General features: G+C 34.6%; 29 protein-coding genes. 13 read left to right on the plus strand and 16 right to left on the minus strand.

The genetic code is table 11. The features are described from left to right. The first annotated feature begins 17 nt into the window (after positions 1-17). Positions 18-461 carry a carboxymuconolactone decarboxylase family protein gene (locus AMQ68_RS13865; RefSeq protein WP_054511238.1) on the plus strand — a complete coding sequence of 148 codons (444 nt, stop codon included), beginning with the start codon at positions 18-20 and terminating at the stop codon, positions 459-461. Positions 462-532: 71 nt separating this feature from the next. Here the strand turns inward: AMQ68_RS13865 and AMQ68_RS13870 are convergent, their stop codons facing one another. From AMQ68_RS13870 to AMQ68_RS13890, 5 genes are all read right to left on the minus strand, one after another. Beyond that, a complete protein-coding gene (locus tag AMQ68_RS13870) occupies positions 533-1,504 on the minus strand; it encodes a cyclase family protein (protein WP_054511239.1) in 972 nt (323 codons plus the stop codon). Between the two features lie 82 nt (positions 1,505-1,586). Beyond that, complete coding sequence (locus AMQ68_RS13875; protein WP_054511240.1) at positions 1,587-2,570, minus strand: aldo/keto reductase; 984 nt, start codon at positions 2,568-2,570, stop codon at positions 1,587-1,589. Positions 2,571-2,788: 218 nt separating this feature from the next. Next, positions 2,789-3,463, minus strand: coding sequence for a type 1 glutamine amidotransferase domain-containing protein (locus AMQ68_RS13880; RefSeq protein ID WP_054511399.1), 675 nt, complete (start codon positions 3,461-3,463; stop codon positions 2,789-2,791). Between the two features lie 235 nt (positions 3,464-3,698). After that, positions 3,699-3,986 carry a putative quinol monooxygenase gene (locus tag AMQ68_RS13885; RefSeq protein WP_054511241.1) on the minus strand — a complete coding sequence of 96 codons (288 nt, stop codon included), beginning with the start codon at positions 3,984-3,986 and terminating at the stop codon, positions 3,699-3,701. Beyond that, complete coding sequence (locus AMQ68_RS13890) at positions 3,986-4,600, minus strand: NAD(P)H-dependent oxidoreductase (RefSeq protein ID WP_054511242.1); 615 nt, start codon at positions 4,598-4,600, stop codon at positions 3,986-3,988. The genes AMQ68_RS13885 and AMQ68_RS13890 overlap by 1 nt, the downstream gene beginning before the upstream one ends. Positions 4,601-4,882: 282 nt before the next feature. Here AMQ68_RS13890 and AMQ68_RS13895 point away from each other — a divergent pair, with 282 nt between their 5' ends. Genes AMQ68_RS13895 through AMQ68_RS13905 form a run of 3 tightly spaced genes read left to right on the plus strand, consistent with a single transcriptional unit; the run spans position 4,883 to position 7,100 of the window. Next, positions 4,883-5,623: a metallophosphoesterase gene (locus AMQ68_RS13895; RefSeq protein WP_054511243.1), complete on the plus strand. Its 741-nt coding sequence runs from the start codon at positions 4,883-4,885 to the stop codon at positions 5,621-5,623. A 38-nt stretch (positions 5,624-5,661) separates the two neighbouring features. Next, positions 5,662-6,564: a LysR family transcriptional regulator gene (locus tag AMQ68_RS13900; RefSeq protein WP_054511244.1), complete on the plus strand. Its 903-nt coding sequence runs from the start codon at positions 5,662-5,664 to the stop codon at positions 6,562-6,564. A 17-nt stretch (positions 6,565-6,581) separates the two neighbouring features. After that, positions 6,582-7,100, plus strand: coding sequence for a GNAT family N-acetyltransferase (locus AMQ68_RS13905; protein ID WP_054511245.1), 519 nt, complete (start codon positions 6,582-6,584; stop codon positions 7,098-7,100). On the opposite strand, the gene AMQ68_RS13910 is transcribed toward AMQ68_RS13905, so the two are convergent. Then, positions 7,081-7,515, minus strand: a complete 435-nt coding sequence (locus AMQ68_RS13910; RefSeq protein ID WP_054511246.1) for a GNAT family N-acetyltransferase — start codon at positions 7,513-7,515, stop codon at positions 7,081-7,083. The two genes, AMQ68_RS13905 and AMQ68_RS13910, sit on opposite strands and share 20 nt — an antisense overlap. Positions 7,516-7,631: 116 nt before the next feature. Continuing rightward, a complete protein-coding gene (locus AMQ68_RS13915) occupies positions 7,632-9,227 on the minus strand; it encodes a T9SS type A sorting domain-containing protein (RefSeq protein WP_054511247.1) in 1,596 nt (531 codons plus the stop codon). 187 nt (positions 9,228-9,414) lie between these two features. Here AMQ68_RS13915 and AMQ68_RS13920 point away from each other — a divergent pair, with 187 nt between their 5' ends. Together AMQ68_RS13920 and AMQ68_RS13925 are read left to right on the plus strand one after the other, a co-directional pair. Next, positions 9,415-10,290: an aldo/keto reductase gene (locus AMQ68_RS13920; RefSeq protein WP_054511248.1), complete on the plus strand. Its 876-nt coding sequence runs from the start codon at positions 9,415-9,417 to the stop codon at positions 10,288-10,290. 299 nt (positions 10,291-10,589) lie between these two features. After that, complete coding sequence (locus tag AMQ68_RS13925) at positions 10,590-11,036, plus strand: lipocalin family protein (protein WP_054511249.1); 447 nt, start codon at positions 10,590-10,592, stop codon at positions 11,034-11,036. A 52-nt stretch (positions 11,037-11,088) separates the two neighbouring features. Here AMQ68_RS13925 and murC read toward each other — a convergent pair whose 3' ends face one another. From murC to AMQ68_RS13945, 4 genes are read right to left on the minus strand one after another with little or no spacing between them, the layout of a single operon-like run. Beyond that, positions 11,089-12,426, minus strand: a complete 1,338-nt coding sequence (murC, locus tag AMQ68_RS13930) for a UDP-N-acetylmuramate--L-alanine ligase (RefSeq protein WP_054511400.1) — start codon at positions 12,424-12,426, stop codon at positions 11,089-11,091. Between the two features lies 1 nt (position 12,427). After that, positions 12,428-12,868, minus strand: a complete 441-nt coding sequence (locus AMQ68_RS13935; protein WP_054511250.1) for a hypothetical protein — start codon at positions 12,866-12,868, stop codon at positions 12,428-12,430. A gap of 12 nt (positions 12,869-12,880) precedes the next feature. After that, positions 12,881-13,687 (minus strand): 1-acyl-sn-glycerol-3-phosphate acyltransferase, encoded by an 807-nt coding sequence (locus AMQ68_RS13940; RefSeq protein WP_054511251.1) that lies wholly within the window; start codon positions 13,685-13,687, stop codon positions 12,881-12,883. A 27-nt stretch (positions 13,688-13,714) separates the two neighbouring features. Beyond that, positions 13,715-14,344 carry a CoA pyrophosphatase gene (locus tag AMQ68_RS13945; RefSeq protein WP_054511252.1) on the minus strand — a complete coding sequence of 210 codons (630 nt, stop codon included), beginning with the start codon at positions 14,342-14,344 and terminating at the stop codon, positions 13,715-13,717. Positions 14,345-14,600: 256 nt separating this feature from the next. Here AMQ68_RS13945 and AMQ68_RS13950 point away from each other — a divergent pair, with 256 nt between their 5' ends. From AMQ68_RS13950 to AMQ68_RS13975, 6 genes are all read left to right on the plus strand, one after another. Next, positions 14,601-15,419 (plus strand): hypothetical protein, encoded by an 819-nt coding sequence (locus AMQ68_RS13950; RefSeq protein ID WP_054511253.1) that lies wholly within the window; start codon positions 14,601-14,603, stop codon positions 15,417-15,419. 165 nt (positions 15,420-15,584) lie between these two features. Next, positions 15,585-15,983: a hypothetical protein gene (locus AMQ68_RS13955; protein ID WP_054511254.1), complete on the plus strand. Its 399-nt coding sequence runs from the start codon at positions 15,585-15,587 to the stop codon at positions 15,981-15,983. Between the two features lie 11 nt (positions 15,984-15,994). Beyond that, entirely contained in the window at positions 15,995-16,726 is a 732-nt protein-coding gene (csgH, locus tag AMQ68_RS13960; protein WP_054511255.1) for a curli-like amyloid fiber formation chaperone CsgH, read from the plus strand. A gap of 11 nt (positions 16,727-16,737) precedes the next feature. Next, positions 16,738-17,145, plus strand: a complete 408-nt coding sequence (locus AMQ68_RS13965; RefSeq protein WP_054511256.1) for a curli production assembly/transport component CsgF — start codon at positions 16,738-16,740, stop codon at positions 17,143-17,145. Between the two features lie 27 nt (positions 17,146-17,172). After that, positions 17,173-18,537, plus strand: coding sequence for a CsgG/HfaB family protein (locus AMQ68_RS13970; protein WP_054511257.1), 1,365 nt, complete (start codon positions 17,173-17,175; stop codon positions 18,535-18,537). A gap of 11 nt (positions 18,538-18,548) precedes the next feature. Beyond that, entirely contained in the window at positions 18,549-20,060 is a 1,512-nt protein-coding gene (locus tag AMQ68_RS13975) for a carboxypeptidase-like regulatory domain-containing protein (RefSeq protein ID WP_054511258.1), read from the plus strand. Between the two features lie 187 nt (positions 20,061-20,247). Here AMQ68_RS13975 and AMQ68_RS13980 read toward each other — a convergent pair whose 3' ends face one another. The 5 genes from AMQ68_RS13980 to AMQ68_RS14000 all read right to left on the minus strand — a co-directional run bounded on the left by AMQ68_RS13980 (position 20,248) and on the right by AMQ68_RS14000 (position 24,661). Beyond that, a complete protein-coding gene (locus tag AMQ68_RS13980; RefSeq protein ID WP_054511259.1) occupies positions 20,248-20,895 on the minus strand; it encodes a response regulator transcription factor in 648 nt (215 codons plus the stop codon). 220 nt (positions 20,896-21,115) lie between these two features. Continuing rightward, on the minus strand, positions 21,116-21,592 hold the full coding sequence (locus AMQ68_RS13985) for an OsmC family protein (RefSeq protein ID WP_082384093.1): 477 nt from the start codon (positions 21,590-21,592) through the stop codon (positions 21,116-21,118). 112 nt (positions 21,593-21,704) lie between these two features. Further along, positions 21,705-23,264, minus strand: coding sequence for an Rne/Rng family ribonuclease (locus AMQ68_RS13990; protein WP_054511261.1), 1,560 nt, complete (start codon positions 23,262-23,264; stop codon positions 21,705-21,707). Between the two features lie 361 nt (positions 23,265-23,625). Then, on the minus strand, positions 23,626-23,916 hold the full coding sequence (locus tag AMQ68_RS13995; protein ID WP_027388329.1) for an HU family DNA-binding protein: 291 nt from the start codon (positions 23,914-23,916) through the stop codon (positions 23,626-23,628). Between the two features lie 139 nt (positions 23,917-24,055). Then, positions 24,056-24,661, minus strand: coding sequence for a response regulator transcription factor (locus AMQ68_RS14000; RefSeq protein WP_241775135.1), 606 nt, complete (start codon positions 24,659-24,661; stop codon positions 24,056-24,058). Between the two features lie 248 nt (positions 24,662-24,909). Between AMQ68_RS14000 and tssO the strand changes: the two genes are divergently transcribed. After that, on the plus strand, positions 24,910-25,446 hold the full coding sequence (gene tssO / locus AMQ68_RS14005) for a type VI secretion system TssO (RefSeq protein ID WP_054511401.1): 537 nt from the start codon (positions 24,910-24,912) through the stop codon (positions 25,444-25,446). The last annotated feature ends 3 nt before the right edge of the window (positions 25,447-25,449 follow it).

Below are 25,449 nucleotides of genomic sequence, written 5' to 3' on the forward strand. Positions count from 1 at the left end.
AAATAAATATAAATAATATGAGCACAAGAGTAAATATTGCAACAACAGAATCAGCAGCGTACAAAGCCATGATGGGATTAGAAGGATATCTTCAAACGATTTCTTTAAACCATACTCAAAAAGAATTAATTAAAATCAGAGCTTCACAGATCAACGGATGTGCTTTCTGTTTGGATATGCACACAAAAGATGCCATTAAATATGGGGAAACTCCACAAAGAATCTATCTTCTAAATGCCTGGAGAGAAGCATTGGAGCTTTATACAGAAGAAGAGCAGGTATTGTTGGCCATGACAGAAGAAATCACTTTAATCAGCCAGAAAGGGTTAACAGAAGAAACGTATTATAAGGCAAATCAATTGTTTGATGAAGTACAAATTGCCCAAATCATTATGGCGATTGTAACCATCAATGGTTGGAACAGAATTGCAATCAGTACACACATGCCGATTGCTAAATAAATTTTCAGAAATAAGTTATTTACCAAAAGCGCTTCTCCACATTGAGAAGCGCTTTTTTTATGATATTGGAGTTAATAAATAGCAACAGGATTGATGTTGACCTGAGTAGATCCCACATACAAGGGTTGTCCTAAAACAAACATGAATTCCCATACTTTTTCTTTTACTAAAGGCCTGGTATCAATTAATTCCAGATTATAGATTCCTTTTTTTGCCAACATAAATTGATTGATCGGAAACTCTTCCTTATTTTTTGGATTCGGATAAACTTCGGATGCCCAGGTGTCACCTCCAAAAGCAATGATTCCCTGATCGGCCAACCATATTGCGGCTTCCATACCGATTCCCGGTTCTACTTCCAGAAACTGTTTGTTGTCTTTTCCAATCAGTTCAAGCCAACCTGTATTAAAGAGAACGACATCTCCTTTTCGAAGGGTAATTCCTTGTTTTTTCAAGACCGATTTAATATCAGCAACCGTGAATTCTGTTCCTCCCGAAACGATTGTTTTTCCATAATGTGCGGTCATATCCAGAACAACACCTCTTGTAACAAACGGTGGTACTTTTTCAATACCTAATTTTTTAACGCCTTCAACGGTCACAAAATCTGTTGCTTTATTTCCATTGTAATACACGTTATCAATTCCGATATGTCCAATACCGTTAAGCTGCGTTCCAACGCCAGTCCAGCCATTCACCAATTCATCATTGAATGTAAATTTGTTGGGGCCTAAGCTTTTTCCACCTTGTTCTCCCGGCTGAATATTGTATAAATTAAAACTTCTATGACGAAAAGCGGGTAGATTTTTATCAATAGGAACTGCCAAAGGCAATGTTTTTCCTTGTTTTACCAATGCAATAGATTGTTTTACAATTTCGGGAGTTAGTAAATTAGCGGCTCCTATTTCATCTTTAGCACCGTAAACAGACGGATACCAAGATTTATCGTCAGGATTAATAGACTGATTTTGTGCCTTTACAGCTTGGTTGCTGATAGCCAAAAGAATAGCTAACCCGAACGTTTTGATCAGATTTTTTTTCATTGTTGAAAATTTTATGATGTTGAAAAAAAGAGAGTAGGCGATATAAACATGATCCTTTGACAGGAAAAATGTTTATAAAGATTTAAATTTCGCTTAATGCAGAATTGATAAAGCTCAATTCATCCTGAGAAAGATCGAAAGACATGGCTTTAGCATTTTCAATGGCTTGCTGAGCATTTCTTGCTCCTGCCAAAACAACAGTAATTGCGGGTTGTAAAGTCGTCCAGCGCAAAACTAATTGTGAAAGAGTAGCTCCTTTTTCCTGAGCAATCGGTTCTATTTTTTCTAAGAATGTTTTTACTTTATTAAGATCAAACTGAGAAAAATATCCGTTTCTGTGGTCGTTGTCTTTTAATTTGTCTTCTTTAAAGTATTTTCCTGTTAAAAGACCTCTTTCCATCGGACTGTACACAATAATTCCTGAATTATTTTCCAAAGAATATGGAACCAAATCTTTTTCAATCGCATTGTTCAACATGCTGTATGAAACCTGATTGCTTGCTAAATTCAACGTTCTGTTGGCTTCCTGCATTTGTTCAATACTATAATTGCTTACCCCTGCTGCAAGAACTTTACCTTGTTGGATTAATAATTCCATTGCTTCCATCGTTTCACAGATACAAGTTGTACTGTCCGGCCAGTGAAGCTGTAGCAGGTCGATATAATCTGTTCCCAGTCTCTTCAGACTTTCTTCCACTTCTTTGATGATGTTTTCTTTTGAAGCTAATTTATACACAGGAAGTATTTTTCCGTCATCATTCGCATCGAAGAAAAATTCTCCTTTTCCATTGTTGCTTCCATCCCATACCAAACCGAATTTGGTTAATAACTGAATCTTTGAACGGTCTTTTCCTTTGATGGCTTCCCCAATCATTTCTTCACTCAATCCAAAACCGTAGAACGGTGCGGTATCAATAGAGGTTACGCCATGATCTAAAGAAGCGTGAATAGAATCGATAGAGTCTTTTTTCTCATTTCCACCCCACATATTTCCACCGATTGCAAATGCTCCGTGGGTAATTACTGAAAGTTCTAAATCAGTATTTCCTAATTTTCTATATTCCATTTTTTATTGTTTTAATTTTTAAGTTGATTTAACCGCAAAAGACTTATTTTAATACTTAAGTTATTTTTAAGTTAAAAGGATTCTGTTGAGAAGGCCACTTAAGTTTTCTGAAAATCTTTGATTTTCTTCTTATGTGAGCTTTTTATTTTCAAAGTATTTAAAAGCTAAAGTGTTCTAAAGTGCTTACATAAAGCTTTTGTGACTAAAATATTTTCCAATTATTTATTTAATTCTTTTACAATAGCCTCACCCACACTTTTGGCAGATTGAGGATTTTGTCCAGTGATCACTCTTTGATCTGTCACCACATGATTCTGCCAAAGTCCCGATTTTTCAAATATTGCTCCTCTTTCTTTTAATTTATCTTCCAATAGGAAAGGAACTACGTTGGTTAATTTCACTTCAGCTTCTTCTTCATTGGTAAAAGCATTGATCTTTTTACCGTTCACTAAATAGCTACCATCGTTTAGTTTAATATTCACCAAACCGGACGGGCCATGGCAAACTGCGGCTACAATTCCTCCATTTTCATAAATTTTTGAAGCGATAGTGGCTAATTCTGTATTATCTGCAAAATCCCACATGGCACCATGACCTCCAGCATAAAAGATGGTTGAATAATCAGCAGGATTTACTTGTGATGGAGTTAAAGAATGATCAATTTTATTTTTGTATTCTTTATTTTCCCAAAATTCTTTGTTAACGGGATCTTGTAAATCAAATCCATCAACGGGAGGAGTTCCTCCTTTTGGACTTACAAAATCTATTTCATAACCTGCTTTGTGTAAAACCTCCCAAGGATGAGAAACTTCGCCCAGATAATATCCTGTATTTTCGCCAGTATCTCCTTTTTTATCATGGCTGGTAACCACAAATAAAATTTTCCTTTTCATATTTTTTGATTTTTTGGACTGAGCTTGAACGATTCCTATGGTGAATACGGCGAAGATTAAAAACGCTATTTTTTTCATGATTTAGATAAATTATGTTGAGTTTTTTTTATTTTAACCACAAAAGGATCAAAAGATTTCGATACGTGTAAGACTTTCAAAAGTGGACAAAATTATAGTGCTACATTTTGTCTGCTTTTATCATTTCTTTTGTGCCTTTTGCGGTAAAAGAATATTCTTAAATAATCTCAGTTAAATAAAGCTGAGGTTTTTCCTGCAATTTTTCATCAACCAAAGCTCCGAAAGCCTGAATATAAAGTTGCTGATTATGCAGCGTTAAACCTTCCTGATCTTTCCAGATTTCATAGAAAATAAACTGGTTTTTATCTTCAATTCCTTGATGTAGCGTATACATTTCGTTGGCTTCTTCTTTTCTGGTTTCTGTTACCATATTTTGAAGAGCTTCTAACACTTCTGTTCTGTGTTCTTCTTTTGCTTTAATAACTGCGGTAAGATATATTTTCATTAGGCTAATTGTGGGTTTAATTCTTGTTCAAAAATGTTCGTAAGGTGTTCTTTGTAGGTTTTCATATCACGTTCGATATTTGCATTTTTTTCTACATCATGGAAGTGAAAACCTTCCATTTTTTCTAGAGAAACAAAGGCATTCATTTTGTGGAAACCGAATAATGGTCCGTTATCCACGCTTGTTTCATTGAAAAACTCTCCAGGAAGCGTAAAAGCAGTTTCCGGTGCATTCCAACTTGTGGTTACCATATATTTTCTTCCACCAAGCATTCCTCCTGTTCCGTAATTGATCTGTGGATTGTCTGAAGTTCTACCGTCGCTCATATAAATTCCTTTTGCATGACCTGCTGTGAAAACTTCATCAATGTATTTTTTGAATCCATTCGGTAATTGGAACCACCAGATTGGGGTGTGATAAATAATAACATCTGCCCAAACAAATTTTTGAACTTCCTCGTCTTTGTTATAACCTTCGTCTATTGTTGTGGTCTTAACTTCTACATTTTCAAATTTTTGTAGAACTTCCAACGTGCTGTCTGCAATTGTTTTATTATATTTTCCTCCAGAATGTCCGAAGTTTTGTCCACCGTTGATGATTAATACTTTTTTCATTGTTGTATGATTGTTTAAATTTTACTCTGCAAAGTTACCTTCGGATTTTGTATAATAAAAATAGTATGAATTATAGTGAAGTATCAGAATTATGATGGTTGTGTTAGTTTTTGTTTCATAATTATCAGCCTTAATAATTTACAATTCACTAGCGAAGCAAAATTTACAATTCACATGTTACCATTCATAAATTCGCATTTCATGTTTAAATATCATATTGATTTTGAATCTGTTTCTAAAACTTCTCCTGTAACTTTGTGTTAATAATTTGAATGAAATAGGATGCAGATAGCAATTTTTAGCGATGTACATGGAAATCTTCCTGCGTTGGAAGTCGTGTTACATGATATTGAACAAAGAGGAATTCATCAGAAATTCTGTTTAGGAGATTTGGTAGATTTTGCCCCTTGGGGAAATGAAGTGATTGAAAAAATCAAGCAGTTGAATATTCCTTGCTTAATGGGAAATCATGATGAAAGAATAGCTTTTGATATTCCGGTAATTCCTTTGACAAAGCATTCTGAAGAAGAAACTGCTGCAAGATTTTTGGCGATTGATCATTCTAAAAAATACATTACAGTAGAAAATAAAAAGTATCTGGCAGAATTACCTTTTCACGTCAAGCTCAACTATAAGGTGGGAGAAAAACATTGGAATATTCAGTTGGTGCATTCGAGTTTAGAAAGCAATGACACTTATTTGTATGAATCTGAAAATGATGAAATTTTCACTGATTTATTAAATGATTCTCAGGCAGATGTTGTGATTATGGGGCATACGCATTTATCTTTTAAAAAATATTTTGATGGTCAATGGGCGATTAATACGGGTTCCGTTGGGCGGTCAAAAGAAGAAAACCGATTGGCGTCTTATGTGATTTTAACGTTGGATGAAGAGCGTATTACTCCTGAAATTATTCAGGTAGAATATCCGCTTGAAGAAGTTTGTCAACAGATTGAAAAAAGTGAAATTCCAAATTATTACGCTTCATTTTTAAGAAATGAAAATGTATCAGTATTCTGATTATTTTGTAACTTTGTATCATAATTAAAATAACTAAGATGGTTAATTTAGAATGGTACAGAACTTTTAAAGCAATCTATAAAACCGGAACATTAACGGGAGCAGCAGAAGCTTTATTCATATCACAACCTGGAGTGAGCCTTCATTTAAGCTCTTTGGAAGCGTATGTTGGATATAAATTATTCGACAGAACCGGAAGAAAAATGCATCCTACGGAAAGAGGAAAAGTATTATTCAATGCTGTTTCAGAACCGTTGACAAAACTGGAGGATGTTGAAAAGAACTTCCAGAAATCTACAGAAAAAACAACCCCGACGATAAGTGTGGGAATGTGTTTTGAGACTTTCCAGACCACTTTGGAGCAATATGTTTCTACGTTGCCTTTTAATTTAATCATCAGCTTTGGAGAATATCCGGAAATGCTGGATCAGTTGGATAAAGGGATTTTAGATTTGATTATTACCCCTAAAAAAGGAGTTTCTCCTAATATTTTGCATGAAGCTTTTTCATCTGAACAAATTATTTTGGTAGGGGGAAAAGATGTGGATACAGAGAGTTTTAAAAAAATAATAAAAACGAAAGATAAGGAACAGATTGAAAATTGGTTAAAAGAAGAAAAATGGTACGGAACAACAGGTGATATGGAGCATCTTTTCCAGTTCTGGACCTTGAATTTCGGACACAAACCAGATTTTCGTCCTAATTATATTGTTCCGAATTTGAATTCTATCATTCGTTGTTTAAAAGGCGGAAAAGGGTTGGCAGTAGTTCCCGATTTTTTATGTAAAAATGAAATTGAAAGCGGAGAAGTAAAATTAATCTGGGAAGGTGAAAAAAAGTTAGAGAATACCTTGTATTTTGGATGCCGTAAAAAAACAACTTATCAATCTGAGATTGCTCATATTAAAGGATTATTTCATCAGGTGATGGATAAAATTTAATGAAATAAATTGTAAGAATGGGAGTAATTATAGAAACAAAACGGCTTTTATTAAGAGAACTTTCCCCCGATGATGCTGGACATTTTTATAGTCTTAATCTCAATCCAAATGTTATGAAATATACGGGAGATGTCGCATTTGTAAGTGTCGAAGAAGCACGAGTTTTTTTGGAAAACTACAAAGATTACAAAGACAATGGATTTGGGAGATGGGCGGTAATGAATAAATTAAATAATGAATTTATTGGATGGTGCGGTTTGAAATATAATAAAGAGTTAGAAGAAACAGATATTGGTTTCAGGTTTTTTGAAAAACATTGGAATAAAGGCTTTGCAACTGAAAGTGCAAAAGCGTGTGTAGATTTTGGTTTTAACGAACTAAATAAGCAAAAAATTATCGGTAGAGCAATGAAAGAAAATATAGCGTCAATCAATGTTTTACAAAAAATCGGACTTGTTTTTGAAAAAGAATTTGATTTTAATGGGGAACAAGGGGTACTCTATGAAATATACCAAGCTACAAACTCATATGAATAATCGGATAATCTTTTCCAGAACCGTCTTTTTCTGATCTTCCAACTTGTTTGAATCCCATCTTTTCATAGAACCCTATAGCCTGAGGATTTTGTTCGTTGACATCCACTTTTGTTAATCCTGTTTTATCTTTCATACATTGATACAATGTTTTACCCAAACCTCGGCCACGTGCTTTATCATGAATAAAAAGCATTTCTAAATTTCCTTCTGCAACAGATGCAAAACCTTTTGCGTCTTCATTTTCAGTAATTAAATAGACTTCAAGATTCGGTAAATAATCTCTCGGAATAACTTCTTTAAAATGATTAAAATATTCTTCAGCAAGAAAATCATGAGTTGCTTTTACGGCCGACTCCCAAATTTCCATGATTTTGGGATAATCTTCTGAAGTCGCAATTCTTATTGAATATGACATTGGGTGAAATTTTCACAAAAGTAAAGAATTAGAAACTATATTTTGGGAATTAATATGTAAAGAAACCCCGCACAAGAAGTACAGGGTCTATTGTAAACAAATATTTTTAGTGTAAATTATTCTTTAATGAATTTTTTGCTGATATTTTCTTTACCTCCTACTAGGTTTAAAAAATAAATACCTTTTTCAAGGTTTCCGATATTTATTTTTGTTGTTAACCCTTCTAATTTTTGAGTATGAATGGTTTTCCCTAACATATCAGTAATCTTAACCTCCATAGAAGGGGTAAAATAATTAAGCTTCAAAGTAATATTCTCTTTTGCCGGATTGGGGGAAATATTAACTGTTGTAGCATCTTTCACAACCTCATTCGTGGCCAGATTATCTTGTGCAAGTTTTACGATCCAAATATCATAATCTCCATGATTTCCCGTTACATCGCCATTGTTTGAATTTGAACTTCCAGCAATGACATAACCGCCATCTGCAGTTTGAATAACAGAGCTAGCCTCATCACTTCCTGATCCTCCTAAGCACTTTTGCCATTGAATATTTCCTGTAGTGCTTAGCTTTACAGCCCAATAATCATAGGAAAGAGGTGCTTCTCCAGGACCTGTATTTGAAGGGGTATGATATCCTGTTACCTGACCGTCATTGGAAGTAGTACTTCCTACAGCCAAATACCCACCATCGGCGGTTTGAATGATAGAAGAAGCATCATCTACCTTAGTTCCTCCTAAAGCTTTCTGCCATTGAAGATCTCCTGTAGAATTTAATTTTACGATCCAAGAATCATCACTTCCATGATTTCCTGTTACATTTCCATCATTAGAAGAAGAGGAACCAGCTATAATATAGCCACCATCTGAAGTCTGTACAATAGATTGTGGTAACTCTTGATATGTTCCTCCAAAAGATTTTTTCCAATAAATAACGCCCCCATCAGAATTCATCTTTATAACCCAGTAATCTTTTCCACCATGATTTCCTGTTACATCACCATTGTTGTTTTCTGCATATCCGGCAACTGCATATCCACCATCGCTGGTTTGAACAATACAAGTAGCCCTATCATCTCCCGTTCCTCCTAAAGATTTTTTCCATTGAACATTTCCATCAGAACTTATTTTTACGATCCAATAATCTACATAGCCATTATTTCCAGGTACATCACCATTGTTTGAAGAAGAGCTTCCTGCAAATATATAACCACCATCTGCCGTAGGGATCATTTTATTGATAACATCATAATTTGTTCCTCCGAAAGATTTTTGCCAGTAAATAATTCCTGCATCAGAATTTAATTTTAGAACCCAACCATCTGTAAGTCCATGATTTCCTGTTACGTTTCCATTGTTTGAATCAGAGGTTCCGGCAACCACATATCCGCCATCAGCAGTTTGAATAATAGAACTTCCATAGTCATTTCCTGTTCCTCCTAAAGATTTTTGCCATTGAAGATTTCCTGTTGCATTTAATTTAGCAAGCCAGTAATCTTGATTTCCGTGATTTCCTGTTACATTTCCATTGTTTGAATTAGATGCTCCGCTAATCATATAGCCTCCATCGGCAGTTTGAATAATAGTGTGTGCTCTATCGGAGTTTGTTCCTCCTAAAGATTTTTGCCATTCTATGGCTGGAGCTTGCGCTGTAATAGCGCTTGAACAAAGAATACCTATAAAAGGTACCAGTTTCTTGTAATTGATTTTCATGGTTTAGTTTATTGAATTTAGAGGCGCAAAGATATAATTTATAAATGAAACAAGATTTTTTATTGTGAATGGAAAATGTAACTGAGATTATAAAAACTCAGGTTTTCAGTAAAATTGGTAAGTCGTAATTTCAATTTTTTATCGGAAATTTGTTAGACATCATATTAATAAAATTAAAAAAAGATTTATGAGTCAAAAAACATATGCAGGACAGCCTGTTATAAGATTAAATAACGGAATTGATATTCCGGCTTTAGGATTTGGAGTTTGGCAGATTGAGGACCAAAAAGTATGCGAAGATACAGTGGTTAAAGCAATCCAAACAGGATATAGAATGATTGATACGGCGGCAATCTATCAAAATGAAGTAGGGGTTGGAAAGGCAATTCAAAATAGTGGAGTAAACAGAGAAGAATTATTCATTACTTCAAAACTTTGGGTTCAGGATTTTGGATATGAGAAAGCAAAAGCTGCCTTCCAAAAAACATTAGACAGATTACAGTTGGATTATCTGGATATGTATCTTATTCACTGGCCTTACGGAGACTTCTTAGGATCTTGGAAGGCAATGGAAGAGTTGTATCATGAAGGAAAAATAAAAGCCATTGGTGTTTGTAATTTCACGGTGGAGAAAATGGAAGAATTAAAAGCTAATTTAAAAATTGTTCCTGTCGTAAACCAAATTGAATTACATCCAATTTTCCAACAAAAAGAATTGCAGGAATATAACAAAAAGAATAATATTGTTACTCAGCCCTGGAGCCCGCTTGGAAACGGTAATGCTGAATTGTTGAATAATGCATCTTTAAAAGTGATTGCTGAAAAACACCACAAAACGGTTCCACAAGTTATTTTAAGATGGCATTTACAGGAAGGATTCTGCGTGATTCCAAAATCTGTGACACCTTCCAGAATTGAAGAAAACTTCAATGTTTTTGATTTTGAATTATCGGGAGACGAAATGGATACTGTACGTTCTCTGGATACCAATAAAAGAATATTCTTTGATCCAAAAGATCCTGAGTGGGAGCAAAAAATGTTAAATGTTGTTGTGGATATTTAATAGATTATTCTAAATAAAATCAATACAAAAAAAGGAAGCAAAACTTTTGCTTCCTTTTTTTTGTGACTCTACCGAAAACTGTTAGTGATTAAATCAATCAAAATATTCCAAAGAATTTAGCTCTTATGTATCAGTATGTTGAGCAAGCTCTAGGAATTTTGTATTGATGCTGAAATTAAGTATATACCCATTCATAAACATAAAAATAGCTCGGAATTGAGAAATCTCATTGTCGTGACGGAAAGGGTTTGAGGAAAATTGTTTTAATTTTGCCAATTATAAGACAGTTAATAATAATTATGAAAAAAATATTCTTATCCTTAATTGTACTTTCTTTTATTGGATGCAATAGTAACGATGATGACGTTCAAACGAACAATCAAGCATCAATCATAGGAAAATGGTATATTGAGAAAGCGGAGGTTTATAAATCTTCCAATCAACAGACGCAAACGAGTATATCGACTGACTGCCAGAAAAAGAGCACTCACGAATTTAAGCAAGCAAATATGACATCAATTAGCTTTGCACAGACAGGCAATACTTGCGTGCAAACAGATGTCGTAACGAGAAATTATACATTCGACAAGCCTAATATGAAATTTTGGTTCGAAGATGAAGTAGATTATCCCTATTTTGTAACTCAGCTTGCCCAAAATGATATGGTGATGGAAGACAGAACCGAAGATATAGATGGTGATGGAATAAAAGATATTATCAGAAGATTCTATAAAAAGATCAATTAAAAAAATAAACTCCTTTCAAACTGAAAGGAGTTTATTTTTATGTGAAAAAGTATTATTTAGTTAAATCTAAACCTCCAAAATTCCCCGAACTCATCATTAGGAAAACACCGCTGGTTTTATCCAACGTTTCCCAATAGGCATGAAGTTCTTCGGCATTGGTAAACACTTTTAGATTTTCATTTTTAAACTTTTCTTTGATCAGGTCTGGTGAAATAGGATCCATTCTCTTGATCTTTAAAGCATCTTCAGAATAGAATACGATGGCTTCTTCCAATCCATCCATGGCGTGATCATATTGCTCTAAAAATACAGGGTTTAAGCTTGAATACGTATGAAGCTCAAGGAAACCGTATTTCTTCTCTTTTTTAAATTGCTCACAGAAAGCTTTTACAGCGGCTTTTACTTTACTTGGCGCGTGTGCAAAGTCTTTGTAAAGGGTTCCTTTGTCTTCTCTTTCTACTTTTTCTAGACGTTTTGAAGCGCCTTTGAAACTCATAATTGCATCATAGAAATCTTCATCCATAATTCCCAATGTATGGCAAATATGTCTTGCTCCTTCCAGGTTCAATAAATTGTGTGCTCCAAAAACAGAAAGTGGAATATCTCCCATTTCGGTTTTTAAATATACCTGTCCGTTATTGATCTCGTATTCCGGCGTTTTGTAAGGGATTTTTCTGAAATAATTTTCAGCTGCTTCCACAACTTTTACCACCTCAGCATCTTCTTCGTTATACACTAAAACACCTCCCGGAGTAATACTTGCAACAAATCTTCTGAACTGCTCAATATAATCATCAAACGTTTTGAAAACATTGATGTGGTCCCAGGCAATTCCGCTCATTAAAGCGATGTTGGGTTGATAGAGTAAGAATTTTGAACGTAAATCGATAGGAGAGGAAAGGTATTCGTCACCTTCCAACACCATAAAATCATTATCCTGAGTGAGTTTTACCATACAGTCGAAACCTTCCAGCTGAGCGCCCACCATGTAATCTACATCTTTCTGATGAAAATTCAGAACATGAAGAATCATTGAGGTAATCGTGGTTTTCCCATGAGAACCGGCAATGACAACACGGGTTTTGGTTTTAGACTGTTCGTAAAGAAACTCCGGATAAGAGTATATTTTTAAACCCAATTCTTTTGCTCTTGCTAACTCAGGATTGTCCTGATGAGCGTGCATTCCAAGAATAATAGCATCAATATCAGAAGTTATTTTTTCTGGAAACCATCCCATTTCCTGAGGAAGAATTCCTTTCTTCTCAAGTCTTGATTTTGAAGGTTCAAAAATAGCATCATCTGAACCTGTCACCTGATATCCTTTGTCTTTTAGCGCAATAGCAAGATTATGCATGGCACTTCCGCCAATAGCAATGAAATGGGTCTTCAACTTATTTACTGTTTTTAACGTTGTTATTAATGATCTCCTGGAAAGCATTCAAAATGTTGTTCCAGTTGGTTTTAAAATTGGGCATCACTAAACTCGCATCTGTTTTGCTGCCTTCATTAGGACCTTTTTTAATATTAATAGTAGTTGTTACATTATCGTATAATTTTTTACGATCTTCCTGTATTCTTCTAAAATTATTTTGGGAAAGAACATTATCCAATTTTTTTAGATCCTCGTTGGAAAGTTTAAAATCTTGTTTCAATTTTTTCCCCTGTCCCTCAAAAGAGTAATGCGCATTATTGGCTTTAATAAGTAAATTCTCATAAATAGGAGAAGTTCCCCCATTTTTAGAATAACTTATGTCAAAATCCGAATATACTTTTTGGCTGTTACATGAAACTAATACTATGATGGCGAATAAGATCCCTATTATTCTTTTCATATCTAATCTACTTTAATTATCTGAATCTTTTTGTTCTAATTTTTTAGCTTTAAGTTCTTCATCATAATTGTGTAGTACATTGAAATCTTCTGTCTGCTCAATGGCAGTCATTATTTTCAATAAAATCTCTGGTGCTTTTTCATTATCATAATCAATATCCAGAGGTGCTTTAAACTCCATGGTAGGTTTTACGCCTGTTACCTTTACACGGAGGCCTTTTTTATCAAACGCTCTTCTGAACCCGTTAATTTTAATCGGGATAACGATAGGGCGCTGATTTTTAACCAGTTTTGCGGTGCCTCTTCTTCCTTGTGCAAAAGCCGATGTAGTACCTTGAGGGAAAGTAGCTACCCAGCCGTTGTCTAAGGCTTTCATAATGTTATCAACCTCTGTAAGATCTACCATTCTGTTGACATTCTGGCCCTCAGCTCTCCAAGTTCTTTTTACGGTTACAGCACCTGCAATTTTAAAAATTTTTGGAAGAATACCTTTATTCATGGTTTCTTCAGCTGCCACATAGTAAAAATCGATCTTTGGATTAAGCAGATAGATCGGGTTTTTTATGGTGTCTAAATAGCCGTTATTTACCGCACAGAAAGCGTGATACATTGCTGCCACGTCTGCGAAATACGTCTGATGGTTACATACAAAAAGCACATTGGAATCCGGAAGATCCACAAGGTGTTCTGTACCTGTTATTTTTAGTTTATTAAAGCCATTGAATCTTCTGTAAGAGACAAGTCCTAAAATAAAAATGATTAACCTTTTTAAAAAATAAGGTGTTCCGAATGCATCGGTGAAAATATTTTTCTTTGCCATCTATCAATTAAACACAATCTTGCAAAGTTACATTTTTTTCAACAATTGGCTGAATTCACTTAATATCATTGCGGTAGCTCCCCAGATGATATATCCGTTAAAATTAATGACCGGAACTTCATGTCCTCCCGCGCTTGGTAAAGCCATTATTTCTGGCTTATCGGGAAGGTTTAGGAAAGACGTAATGGGGAACTCTATAGTTTCTACTACTTCTGTATGTTGAAGGATAAAAGTAGGGTCCTTTTTGGTATAAGATATGTACGGATAAACATAGAAATTACTTGGTGGAATGTAGATGGGAGACATTTCTCTTATGATTCTCACATAATGCTTTTCAATGCCTATCTCTTCCGAAGTCTCACGAACGGCAGTCTCTGCAAAATCTTTGTCCATTTCCTCGCGTTTTCCGCCGGGTAAAGAGATTTGTCCGCTATGTCTGTCTCGTTCGTTTTCAGTTCTTAATATTAAAGGGAAATACCACTCATCGTCTTTGATGTACAAAACAATGTTTACAGCAGCGAATTTTGGATTTTTTGCTAATACTTCGTCATACGTAAAAACGGGACGGGAAGGAGGTGAAAAAACGCCGTGAGCATGTTCTCCGGGTAGTTCTACACTTTTAATTTTTCGTAATAAATCTTTTCCAAAATTTTCCATAGCTCAAATTTAGCAATATATACTGAAGAAAAGAATAGGCTTAACATTAATTAACCAAGAAAGGAAAAATGGGGTTTTTACCTATACACGGTCCCCGTGTTTTCACCTAACTGACAGAAGGGACCCTCTGAAACCCGCCAATAATGACTTTAGGTATCAAAACCAGTGATTTTTAAAATCTACGTGTTTATAGTGTTTCGCGCCTTTGTTGTAGCGTATACCTTTGTCAGACTATTAACCAATTAATCTTACTAAGATGAAAAATTTTATAACAGGTGTATTTACACTAATGGCTATGGGTTTTACTTTTGCACAATCAAATATTGATGTAACGACCCAAACAGGAAACTGGAATGTTGCTACGGTAACCCAGACAGGTCTTACGAATTCTAATACATTAACACAAGATGGAAATCGTAATACGGCTGATATAGATCAAGTGGGAACTTCTAATGTCAATACGGCGGAAAGTATTGGAAACAGAAACTCAATAGATGTAGATCAAACGGGAACCGGAAACTCAAATGATGTAAGCCAGACAGGAAACAGAAACATGGCTACAACTTTACAGGCGGGATTAACAAACACTACCGAACAAACTCAAGTAGGAAATAGAAATGAAGCTTCTTCAACACAGACGGGTGATGATAATTTTGCTTACCAACTTCAGAATGGAAATAGAAATCAAGCTACCTTAATTCAAACAGGAGATGATAATATCGCACTTCAGATTCAATTAGGAAGAAGAAATGAAGCGACAGCTGTACAGTTGGGTGATGGTAATATTGCCATCCAGTACCAAGGTGGAAATGATAATATGGCATTGCATGGTCAAGTGGGAAATGATAATATCCTGGTTGCTGTACAAGAAGGAAATGATAACACTGCGATGGGACTACAATGGGGTAATAATAACCAGTTGTATCAAACACAGGATGGAAATGGAAACATTGCTTTAGATCTTCAGGCGGGTAATAATAACTTTACTCAACTAAGCCAATCAGGAGATTCTAACTTCCATTTTGGAGCGCAGATAGGAAATAATAATACAATAATGGTTAGTCAATCAAACTAGAAAAAGTACTTTACAAAATGTAATAGTACGTGGGAGAGGCTCAGGCTTCTCCTTTTTTTTAAAAGAATTTAAAAAGGTAACTGTAAACAGTGATTTTTGAGTAGTACCACATTATCATGTTTTCTACAGCCTTGTAATCCAGTAACTTTAACCAAAATTAGTACCATGTTTAAATTGGGGTGGAGTGTATGTGCACTTTTCATTTTCTTGTCTGTGAAATCACAGCAGATAGAATGGGATCAGATAAACAGTAATACAATTCTAAATGTTATTGCGGGTCAAAATTCTGATCAGGGAATTTCTTATTCCAACGTTATTCAAATTGGTGAGGCTAATAATGCTGAACTTTCTCTTAATTCTAAAACAAATATTTCTGTAAAACAATTGGGAGATTACAACAGTCTTTATTTTAACAATTCGTTTAGCGATGCAGCAACCAAAACAGCTATTACAACTCAGGGGAATAATAATATAATAGATGTTACGGGAAGTAACAGTATTTCAGATGGCCTTCAAATACAGGTGAAAGGAGATAATAAAACGATTTTTGTGAGAAACTATTAAAGCTCCGGATGATGAAAAATTTTTATTCTTTGATTTTGTGTTCTTTTTTTATCTTCCTCTCTGTTGGGATGAACGGACAGGAAGATAAAAAAATTAATGCTAAGATTGAGAACAAAATAATAGAAGGTCAGATCAATCTAAAAGCAGTAATCACCAATAATACTACGATTTATAAAGAACTTAATTATCTCTTGATTTCCATTAAAAAAGGAAGTGGTGGTAATCTTTCAAACAATCAGCAGAGCGGGAAATTTTCAGTGAATCCCAATGAAACAAAAGTCTTGTCTGAGATGAATGTTAACCTGGAAAAAAAAGATGCATTGAAAGCCTTTCTTTACATTAAAGATGAAGAAACAAAACAGTTGGTAGCAAAAGACAGCCTTGAGATTAATAACGAATCATTTAAAAAGAAAGTCAGCAAAATAGAAGACGATGTTGTTTTTGAATTAAGAGGCTTAACGATTGATCAAACCAAAAGCAAAGTCGGAAAAGATTTTTATGATATTTTTTACCTTCAATACAGCCAGCTTCCGGATAAAAGCAATTCTGCCATTACGATTTCTGAACTTCCGGGCCGTGGAACCAACGGACAGATCAATATAGAAATGGATGATAAAGTGGTTTACAGTTTTATGACCAACCCTAATGAGGATTACCTTAAAGAACAATTAGTAACTAGTTTAAAATATATCAAAGAATATAATGCAAAGAAAAATCTTATAAAAAATGAATTTATATACTAAAAACGTCCGCCATGAAAACTTTAATACTTATTTTGACCTTTATTGCAGGGATATTCCTCGGGAAGTCTCAGCAACTCGTCTACAAGCCAATAAATCCTGCATTTGGGGGAGATACCTTTAATTATCAATGGCTTTTAAGTTCAGCAAATGCTCAAAATCAATTTGATGATAAAAGCAACAACAGCTTGCTGAAGAATGTGAATTCTGTTGACGGTTTCGGCCAAAGTCTTAACCGACAAGTGCTGAGTGAATTGTCCAGAAAGTTGTTTGAAGAACAGTTCGGAGAGGGAAGTGTTAAACCGGGAAATTATCTTTTCGGGTCCCTGTATCTACAGGTTACCACAACCGCTCAAGGACTTTTAATAAATATTTTGGATACCAATACTGGCGATCAGTCCGAGATCGTAATTCCAAAATAAAAAGTAACTAAAAAAACCAAACTTACCATGAGAGCTTACACTTACACCAGAATTTTTTTCTGTGCCGTCCTGTTGTGTGTCATACAGGCTTGCAGCTCGTTATTCGGATTGCCGTCCAATCCCGAAAAATCTACGATGGGAGAAAACACCTCCTATACCGCAGAATTGAAAAATTTACCCTTACCTAAAGAAAAAATCGTTATCGGTGTCTATAAATTCCGAGATCAGACAGGGCAATATAAGCCTTCTGAGAATGGAAATAACTGGAGCACCGCTGTTCCGCAGGGAACCACAACTATTCTTATTAAAGCTTTAGAAGATAGCAAATGGTTTGTTCCCATTGAAAGAGAAAACATCGCCAATCTTTTGAACGAAAGGCAGATCATTAGATCCACAAGACAAGAATATTTAAAAGACGCCGATAAAAACACTCAGGCTTTACCACCACTTTTATACGCAGGAATTCTTCTGGAAGGCGGAGTGATTTCCTATGACAGCAATATTATGACCGGAGGATTGGGAGCCAGATACTTTGGAATCGGGGCTTCAACGCAATACCGACAAGATAGAATTACCATTTATCTTCGTGCGGTTTCTACATTGAATGGTGAAATTCTAAAAACAGTTTATACCTCCAAAACCATTCTTTCTACAAGTGTTAACGGAAGTTTTTTCAGATATATTGATACCGAAAGGATTCTGGAAGCTGAGGTGGGATTAACTCAAAACGAACCCGTTCAGCTTGCCGTGTCTGAAGCTATCGAGAAAGCCGTAAAATCTTTAATTGTTGAAGGAATAAGAGATAAAATATGGGGAAAAGCGGTAGATAATACGGTAGACTACCAAGCTTTGATCGATAATTACAACAGAGAACAAGAGCAAAACCAAAACAGAGCAATAGGAAATAGATTTCCAGATAACGACAGAAAGAAATTTTCCGTTTTTGCACAGGTTGAAGGACAAAAAGTAAAAGACGATTACATAAACCCTAAAATGAATATTGGCGGGAAAGTAGGCTTTAAATATTTTATAAGTCCCAATTTCAATGTGGAGGTGAGCGGTAACTATTTTACGTTGGAAAACGAAAATATTATTAAGCGAAATTATTATGTTCCTGAAGCCAATCTCGAATATTTACTTTTCCCTAAATATAAACTCTCGCCCTACATCTATGGGGGGCTGGGTGCGATGTATTCTGAATTTAAACCTAATTATAAAGGGCAAATAGGAGGTGGATTAGAATATCTGATTGATAAAAACATGGCCTTAAGAGCTTCCTGCCAATATGATATGGGCTTTAAAGATGATTGGGATGGTTTGGTGAATGGTAAAAGAAAAGATCAGGCCATACGATTTGCATTGGGAATCAACTTTTACATTGGTAACAAATAAAAACATAAACTATGAAAACGTTAATACAATTTATCAGCATAATCATCTTTTCTGTTTGTTTATTTTCTTGTAATGAAGACCTCGTAGATCAGGCTCAGACAGGAATGTTAAAAGGAAAAGTGGTGAAAAGAGGAACGAATGAGCCTATTCCCAATGTGAAGATTTTTACGGCTCCTACCACGCAGACCGTGTTTAGCGGAAAAGACGGTTCTTTTGAAATTCCCAATATGCCTGTAGGCAATTATTCTGTAAAAGCAGAGTTGTCTGGGTACCTTACCAATTTTCAGGCGGTGAATGTTCAAAACCAAAACCAAGTGGTAACCGTAGTTTTTGAAATGGATGATGATACTTCATTAAATTCTCCACCCACAACACCGTTGTTGCTAAGTCCGATAGACAATGCGGTAAATCAACCTTTGAATGTGGAGTTGACATGGAGTGCAACCGACCCTGATACGGCGGATGTCATGAAATATAGTTTGACTATTAAGAATAACCTTGACACGAATGTGATTCAGGTTAATGATTTGACGGCGAAACATTATTCGCTTTCAAATTTGAAGTTTGGTGTTAGTTACTTCTGGCAGGTGTCTGTTTCGGACGGCATTCACCCGCCAGTTTTAAGTGCTATCGGTAAATTTACCACCAACACGGTTCCTTCTAACCGGTACCATTATGTTCAGAAGCAAAACGGAAACTTAGTTATTGTTTCAAGTGATGCGTCAGGAAATAACTTTCAATTTACCAATTCGTCTTACAACAGTTGGCGACCGAGGAAAAATAATAACGCAGGGCTAATTGCCTTTATGAGAACTGAAGGAGGAAATACCCATCTTTATACGGCAAATCCTGATGGATCCAATCTGTTTAAAGTAACAACAGTTCCTGTAGCAGGTTTTAATAATTTTGAAATGGATTTCTCCTGGAGTACGAATGGGCAGTCCCTTATTTATTCAAACTTCAATAAATTATACAAAATTAATAAAGATGGAAGTGGGCTGACTTTACTTTATACAACACCCGACGGAAGCATGATCTCAGAATGTGATTGGAGCTACGACGGAAGTAAAATAGCATTAAAAACAAATGATTTCAACGGCTACAATGCAAAAATATACGTTGTTGATCTATTGGGAAATGTTGTTAAAACAATTCTTACAGGCGTTTCCGGAGCTGCAGGAGGACTGAATTTCTCTGTGGATGGGCAATTATTGCTGTACACAAAAGATATTTCTGCTTATCAGGATGGAAGTGGAAATTATCGTCAGCTTGATTCGAGGATTTTTATTTATAATTTAACAACAAATACGAATTATGATGTTTCCGCTGAAAGCGATAAGCCTTTGGGAACAAATGATCTGGATCCAAGATTCTCACCCAACAATGCGCAGATTATTTTTATGAATACTTCTAATGATAATGTGTCTCAGAAAAATGTGATGACTATAGATCTGAACAGTGCTATGACAGATCTGGTAAGGACTGCTCTTTTCAGTAATGCAGAAATGCCGGACTATGAATAAACTAAATAATGTGAATCGTCAATTTTGCTTCGCATGTAAATGGCGCATGTAAAAATTGACTATTCACAATTATTGACTTGTCAATGAAAATTCCCTTTTTCATCATTAGATTTTTTTTTATGTATTAAAAAATTCCAAACCTTACGAGGTTTGGAATTTCTGGTTAATTAGTTTTAGGTATAATTAATTAGTCGATCATATGATTTTCAAGTGCGTATTTCACAACTCCTACAGAGTTTTTAGCATTTAATTTTAGAAGAATTCTTTTACGATGTGTTTCTACGGTATTGATGCTTATAAAAAGCTTTTCGCAGATATCTTTGCTACTGAGGCCGTTACAAATGAGTTTTAAAATTTCCGTTTCACGTCTTGTAAGTGGATCTTTAATTTGCATTTTCTTTTGAGCTTGCTCGCTACTCATGAAATTGATCATCTTGTCTTTTGCATGTTCGCAAATATAGATTTCGTTGAGGAGAAGAGCATGGATAGATTTTATAAACTCGTCATATCCGCTGTTTTTATCAAGATAACTTTTAATTCCTTTATTAAAAAGCTTTCTTATATCTATGATGTCATAGCTGTTGCCAATAACAATAATCTTTATGTTTTTATTTTCGGATGTAATATTTTCTACTGAGGTATAAAGCTCTGTGAGCATCAGCATATTGGAGCTTATCATGAGGAGCTCGGGTGGTTCCTCCTTTAATTGTTCTGAGAGTGCTTCGTAATTGTTAAATACAGAAATAGTTTCAAAAATCTTACTTTGGGTAAGTAATTTTGATAAACCTTCGGTATACAATACGGGTTCATCAAAAATGATTAATCTTGGCTTCATCACGGTTAGTTTTGTTTATATAAAAATAAAAAAAATATTTACATTTTAGACAAAAATATCATAAAATTGTTCGTTTTTTTGATAATAGTTATAGTAAAATTTAATTTTATTGATTTTTATTCAAATAAATCTCTTTGTGTGGAATTTTTATTATTTATTTTAGAGTTATTGGATGATTATTCTAATATTAATAGGCTTTTTAAAGTTTTCGAAAATACTATTAAATTGACTTAATTAACACAGTAGGGATATGTTTTACAGGAAAATTTACGGAGTTGGCGATAAAACAAAATTCATTTGCCTTGAAATGAAGCTCTTTTGCTCTTTCAATCATTGATTTTTCAGTAATTGTCACGGTCGGATTGAGCGTGACTTCACTAAAATGTCCACTTCCGGTAGCAGTTTCCTCCATAATTCCGGTGGCATGGTCAATGTAATCAATAACAATGATTCCGGCTTCGGAACAAAAATGAAGATACCACAACATATGGCAAGAAGATAAAGAAGACAAAAATAGATCTTCGGGGTTGTGTTTGGTCTTGTCTCCACGAAAAGCAGGATCAGAAGAAGCTTCAATAATTGCTTTATGATCTACAGCAATCGTATGACTTCTTTCGTAACTGCGATAATTATTGGTTCCTGTTCCTTTATTGCCTGTCCATTGGATGGTGGTTTTGTAGTGATGGTGTTTGCTCATTTTGAATATATTAATAATGATAGTTGATAGTATGCTATTGCTTGTTAAGGACCTTATGAGATATAAAATAACAAAAAAACCTCTAGAAAAACTAGAGGTTTAAAATTTTGTATTAATTAGAATATCCTATCAATTCTTCTTTCGTCGAATTGTAAATCTTGTATTCTAAATATTTAAAAGAGTCCCTTGGGATGATGGTTACCCATTTTTTATACTTGATAAACCATTTCATTTGGATGCTTTTGATTCCTTTTGTAAGGTAAGCTTCCACGAAAGGGTGTACGTGCAGGTAAAGTTTTCCTTTATCCTTCTGTATAATATTTCTAATGGTTTCTTCCATTCTTTCCACAATAACGATTGGAGCTACAATTTCTCCATCTTTATTCGGGTTATCTTCTTTTGTTTCGATCTGTTTTTCCTGACGATTTCTCTGTCTGGTAATCTGTATCAATCCAAATTTACTTGGAGGCAATATCTTGTGGCGAGCTTTGTCGCGCATCATTTCTGCTTTCAGATGTTCAAACAAATCTCTTCTGTGATCGGGGTTTGGCATGTCGATAAAATCGATAACAATGATGCCGCCCATATCACGAAGACGCAATTGTCTTGCGATTTCTGTTGCTGCCATTTTGTTCACGTTCAGCGCGTGTTCTTTATTGGCTGCATTTCCGGTGGTGATGTTATTTCCGGAGTTTACGTCAACTACGTGTAGTGCTTCTGTGTGTTCTATAACAAGATAAGCACCTTTTGAACTAGGAATATTTACGTGTTTTCCAAAGCTTTGTTTAAGCTGTTTTTCTACGTTATAATATTCAAGGAGAGGAATGTGTGAATCGTAAAACTGAACAATATTTTTTCTTTCGGGAGCAATTACTTCTACGTAATTTTTCATTTCTTCCACCATCTGTTCGTCATCACAAATGATGCTTACAAAATCTTGGTTGAAATTATCTCTCAGAATAGCTGAAGCTTTATCTTCTTCGCTTAATACTTTAGACGGAACCTTGTTTTTCTGGATGTTTTTAAAAGTACCTTCCCATTTCTGAATCAGTTGATTCATGTCATTATGAAGGTCGGCTACTTTTTTTCCTTCTGCAACGGTTCTTATGATCACTCCAAAACCTTCTGGCTTGATGCTTTCAATAAGGGTTCTCAGTCGTTCTTTTTCCTCATAGCTTTTGATCTTTTTGGAAATAGAAACTTTATTGTCGAAAGGTATTAGTACCAAAAAACGTCCTGTTAAAGAAATCTGAGTTGAAATTCTCGGTCCTTTTGTAGAGATAGGTTCTTTGGTAATTTGAAGCAGAACAAGATCATCTTTAACGATTACTTTTTCTACGGTTCCGTTTTTATCGATTTCGGGTTGTATCTCGAAATTCTTTAAACTTGAAGTGCTTTGTTTTTTGGAAATTGTATCTTTTAGAAACTTTTTATACGTAAGGTATTGTGGTCCCAGATCCTGATAATGCAAAAATGCGTCTTTATCGTAACCAATATTTACGAATGCTGCATTAAGGTTGGGAGCCAGTTTTTTTACTTTTCCTATAAATAAATCTCCAACTATAAAATCACTTTTGTCCTCTTCCTCATGAAGTTCACATAGTCTTCCGTCTTCTAGCAGTGCGATCTTCGTAAAGTCGCCTTCATGCGAAACTATTAGTTCTTTCTTCATTTTGTTGTAAGGTAAAATTGTTAAGATAATGTGAAATAAGTGTGATATTTAAGTTTTAAATTTAAGAATTAAATTAAAACCACCATACTTTATTAAAAAAATAAAGGGGAGTATTCCTTATTCTGCACAAAATCTTATAGTTGTTGCAAAACAAAAATATAGTCGGTGAACTTTAAAAAATAAAACCACCAACTATATTGTTATATTATAAATCTCGAAAAAAGAGATTATTTTTTCTTATGTCTGTTCGCTCTTCTTCTTTTCTTTCTTTTGTGAGTTGCAACCTTGTGTCTTTTTCTTTTCTTTCCGCTTGGCATAATTTTAATTTTTTAGTAACTAGTTAATATTCAGTTAATTTTTCTTATTTTACTGTAACTTTCGTTTTTACTTTCTCAACAAAAGATTTTGATGGTTTGAAAGCAGGAATATTGTGTGCAGGAATTTCAATTGCAGTGTTCTTAGAAATGTTTCTTCCAGTTTTAGCTGCTCTTGTTTTAATGATAAAAGAACCAAAACCTCTTAGATAAACATTGTCTCCATTATACATAGAAGTCCTGATCTCCTGCATAAAAGCTTCTACAACTTTCTGTGTTTCATTCTTTTCTGTTCCCAACTTATTTGAGATGGTGTTTACCAATTCTGCCTTTGTCATTTCCTTTTTAAATTTTAAATTTTAGGTGTGCAAATTTAGTTAAAAAAATTGAATACTAGCAAATTAGTGACGATTTATTTTTAGGTAAAAGGTTGAGATTTTAATGTTTACTCTGTATTAAGTTTGTGTAAAGGGAGTGTTACATGCTAGAATTGTAGTATCCACTTTCCACGCAGAAGCGTATGAGATGGAGTTTTGTTTTCAATCCAAGCTTCTCTGTAAGCCTATTTATATAGGTGTCGATAGTCCTTGTACTGAGATTTAATTTTTCTCCGATTTCCTTGTTACTGAAGCCCTCATAGCAGAATTTCATCAGTTGTATCTCTATTGGTGAGAGATCTTCTTCCTGACTTTTCTTTTGTCTGTCCATATATTCCTGAACGGCTAAAGGCTGCTGTTCCCATTCCTTAGAATAGGCATCATAATCAAAAGTGTCGGATGCAATAGCCCCTTTAATAATATCTTTTATAACACTGCTTTTTTTCTCACAATAAAATATATTAGGTATTTTAGAGAGAATTTCGGCCATATCTTCCTGATAAGTCCCCGAATAAGTGATGATAGGAGTGTCGGTATTGCTTTTTCTGATGTATTTTATGGCTTCAATTCCACTTAATACCGGCATGAAAAGCTCAATAATATATACGTCTTCTTGTCTTCTGTAAATTCTGTTGATAAGCTCATGACCGTTGTTACAATCATTAAGGGCAATATAAAACGGACTTTCCAGCAGTGTTTTGATCATTATTTTTTTGAAATAGTAATCACTGTCAGCTATAGAGAATCGAACAGTATTAATTAATAATTTACTCACTTTAATATCGATTTGGTGTAAGATATTTAAAATTTAGAGGTCTAATGTATGAAAAACTTATTAAAGTGGAAATTAATATTAAGTTAATCAGGGTTTTCACGAAACCACCTTGGGGAAATTACGTATTGTACATAAATTTTTTTTTTATATTTTCACAGGCCAAACTAATCACAAAATATATGTCTTCGAACAGGGAGAAAAAATTAAACAAATCAGACGTAAGAATAGGCATTTGGAAATTTGTCCTGTCTTTTGTCATTTTATCTGCAGTTTCTTTCACTAGTGTGTTTTTCTTTTTTAAAAGTTATGACATACAAAGGGAAGGAATTAAAAAACAGGCAGATGATTACAGAGAGTTACTTACCCGCAGCGACTTGCTGAGAACCCATGTAGATAGTATTTTTTACAGGATGGAGCAGCTTGATATCAATAAGGTTGATAATGATATTTTCCTTAAAAACTACATTTTAGATAATGTACGGGATGCTAAGAACATCATGGGAAAAGACAGTGTAAACAATTTTAAGCATTATTCTATTCTGATGAAACAGTTAGAGCCTATGTTGGCTTTAAAGACTCAAATTGTGAGTGTTTCTTACAAAGAGCAAACGGCGCTTAGAGATTTAAGCGAGTGTAGAGGCAAAGTAGGAGCAGCGAATAATGAGCTAAGATTAGATCCTACAAGGAAATTTACAGGAAGTAGAAGAAGAAAATAAACA

Origin of the sequence: Chryseobacterium sp. ERMR1:04 (assembly GCF_001297705.1) — a bacterium.
In the GTDB taxonomy this organism is placed as follows: domain Bacteria; phylum Bacteroidota; class Bacteroidia; order Flavobacteriales; family Weeksellaceae; genus Chryseobacterium.

Bases quoted from the DNA above. Each gene is read 5' to 3' on its own strand.
- AMQ68_RS13965 (WP_054511256.1), top strand. From the start codon at position 16,738: ATGAAAACTTTAATACTTATTTTGACCTTTATTGCAGGGATATTCCTC.
- AMQ68_RS13945 (WP_054511252.1), bottom strand. From the start codon at position 14,344: ATGGAAAATTTTGGAAAAGATTTATTACGAAAAATTAAAAGTGTAGAA.
- AMQ68_RS13905 (WP_054511245.1), top strand. From the start codon at position 6,582: ATGGGAGTAATTATAGAAACAAAACGGCTTTTATTAAGAGAACTTTCC.
- AMQ68_RS13975 (WP_054511258.1), top strand. From the start codon at position 18,549: ATGAAAACGTTAATACAATTTATCAGCATAATCATCTTTTCTGTTTGT.
- AMQ68_RS13895 (WP_054511243.1), top strand. From the start codon at position 4,883: ATGCAGATAGCAATTTTTAGCGATGTACATGGAAATCTTCCTGCGTTG.
- AMQ68_RS13880 (WP_054511399.1), bottom strand. From the start codon at position 3,463: ATGAAAAGGAAAATTTTATTTGTGGTTACCAGCCATGATAAAAAAGGA.
- AMQ68_RS13910 (WP_054511246.1), bottom strand. From the start codon at position 7,515: ATGTCATATTCAATAAGAATTGCGACTTCAGAAGATTATCCCAAAATC.
- AMQ68_RS13940 (WP_054511251.1), bottom strand. From the start codon at position 13,687: ATGGCAAAGAAAAATATTTTCACCGATGCATTCGGAACACCTTATTTT.
- AMQ68_RS13985 (WP_082384093.1), bottom strand. From the start codon at position 21,592: ATGAGCAAACACCATCACTACAAAACCACCATCCAATGGACAGGCAAT.
- AMQ68_RS13890 (WP_054511242.1), bottom strand. From the start codon at position 4,600: ATGAAAAAAGTATTAATCATCAACGGTGGACAAAACTTCGGACATTCT.
- AMQ68_RS13875 (WP_054511240.1), bottom strand. From the start codon at position 2,570: ATGGAATATAGAAAATTAGGAAATACTGATTTAGAACTTTCAGTAATT.
- AMQ68_RS13925 (WP_054511249.1), top strand. From the start codon at position 10,590: ATGAAAAAAATATTCTTATCCTTAATTGTACTTTCTTTTATTGGATGC.
- AMQ68_RS13885 (WP_054511241.1), bottom strand. From the start codon at position 3,986: ATGAAAATATATCTTACCGCAGTTATTAAAGCAAAAGAAGAACACAGA.
- AMQ68_RS13955 (WP_054511254.1), top strand. From the start codon at position 15,585: ATGTTTAAATTGGGGTGGAGTGTATGTGCACTTTTCATTTTCTTGTCT.
- AMQ68_RS13900 (WP_054511244.1), top strand. From the start codon at position 5,662: ATGGTTAATTTAGAATGGTACAGAACTTTTAAAGCAATCTATAAAACC.
- csgH (WP_054511255.1), top strand. From the start codon at position 15,995: ATGAAAAATTTTTATTCTTTGATTTTGTGTTCTTTTTTTATCTTCCTC.
- AMQ68_RS13920 (WP_054511248.1), top strand. From the start codon at position 9,415: ATGAGTCAAAAAACATATGCAGGACAGCCTGTTATAAGATTAAATAAC.
- AMQ68_RS13995 (WP_027388329.1), bottom strand. From the start codon at position 23,916: ATGACAAAGGCAGAATTGGTAAACACCATCTCAAATAAGTTGGGAACA.
- AMQ68_RS13970 (WP_054511257.1), top strand. From the start codon at position 17,173: ATGAGAGCTTACACTTACACCAGAATTTTTTTCTGTGCCGTCCTGTTG.
- AMQ68_RS13935 (WP_054511250.1), bottom strand. From the start codon at position 12,868: ATGAAAAGAATAATAGGGATCTTATTCGCCATCATAGTATTAGTTTCA.
- AMQ68_RS14000 (WP_241775135.1), bottom strand. From the start codon at position 24,661: ATGATCAAAACACTGCTGGAAAGTCCGTTTTATATTGCCCTTAATGAT.
- AMQ68_RS13990 (WP_054511261.1), bottom strand. From the start codon at position 23,264: ATGAAGAAAGAACTAATAGTTTCGCATGAAGGCGACTTTACGAAGATC.
- AMQ68_RS13865 (WP_054511238.1), top strand. From the start codon at position 18: ATGAGCACAAGAGTAAATATTGCAACAACAGAATCAGCAGCGTACAAA.
- AMQ68_RS13870 (WP_054511239.1), bottom strand. From the start codon at position 1,504: ATGAAAAAAAATCTGATCAAAACGTTCGGGTTAGCTATTCTTTTGGCT.
- AMQ68_RS13980 (WP_054511259.1), bottom strand. From the start codon at position 20,895: ATGAAGCCAAGATTAATCATTTTTGATGAACCCGTATTGTATACCGAA.
- AMQ68_RS13950 (WP_054511253.1), top strand. From the start codon at position 14,601: ATGAAAAATTTTATAACAGGTGTATTTACACTAATGGCTATGGGTTTT.
- AMQ68_RS13915 (WP_054511247.1), bottom strand. From the start codon at position 9,227: ATGAAAATCAATTACAAGAAACTGGTACCTTTTATAGGTATTCTTTGT.
- tssO (WP_054511401.1), top strand. From the start codon at position 24,910: ATGTCTTCGAACAGGGAGAAAAAATTAAACAAATCAGACGTAAGAATA.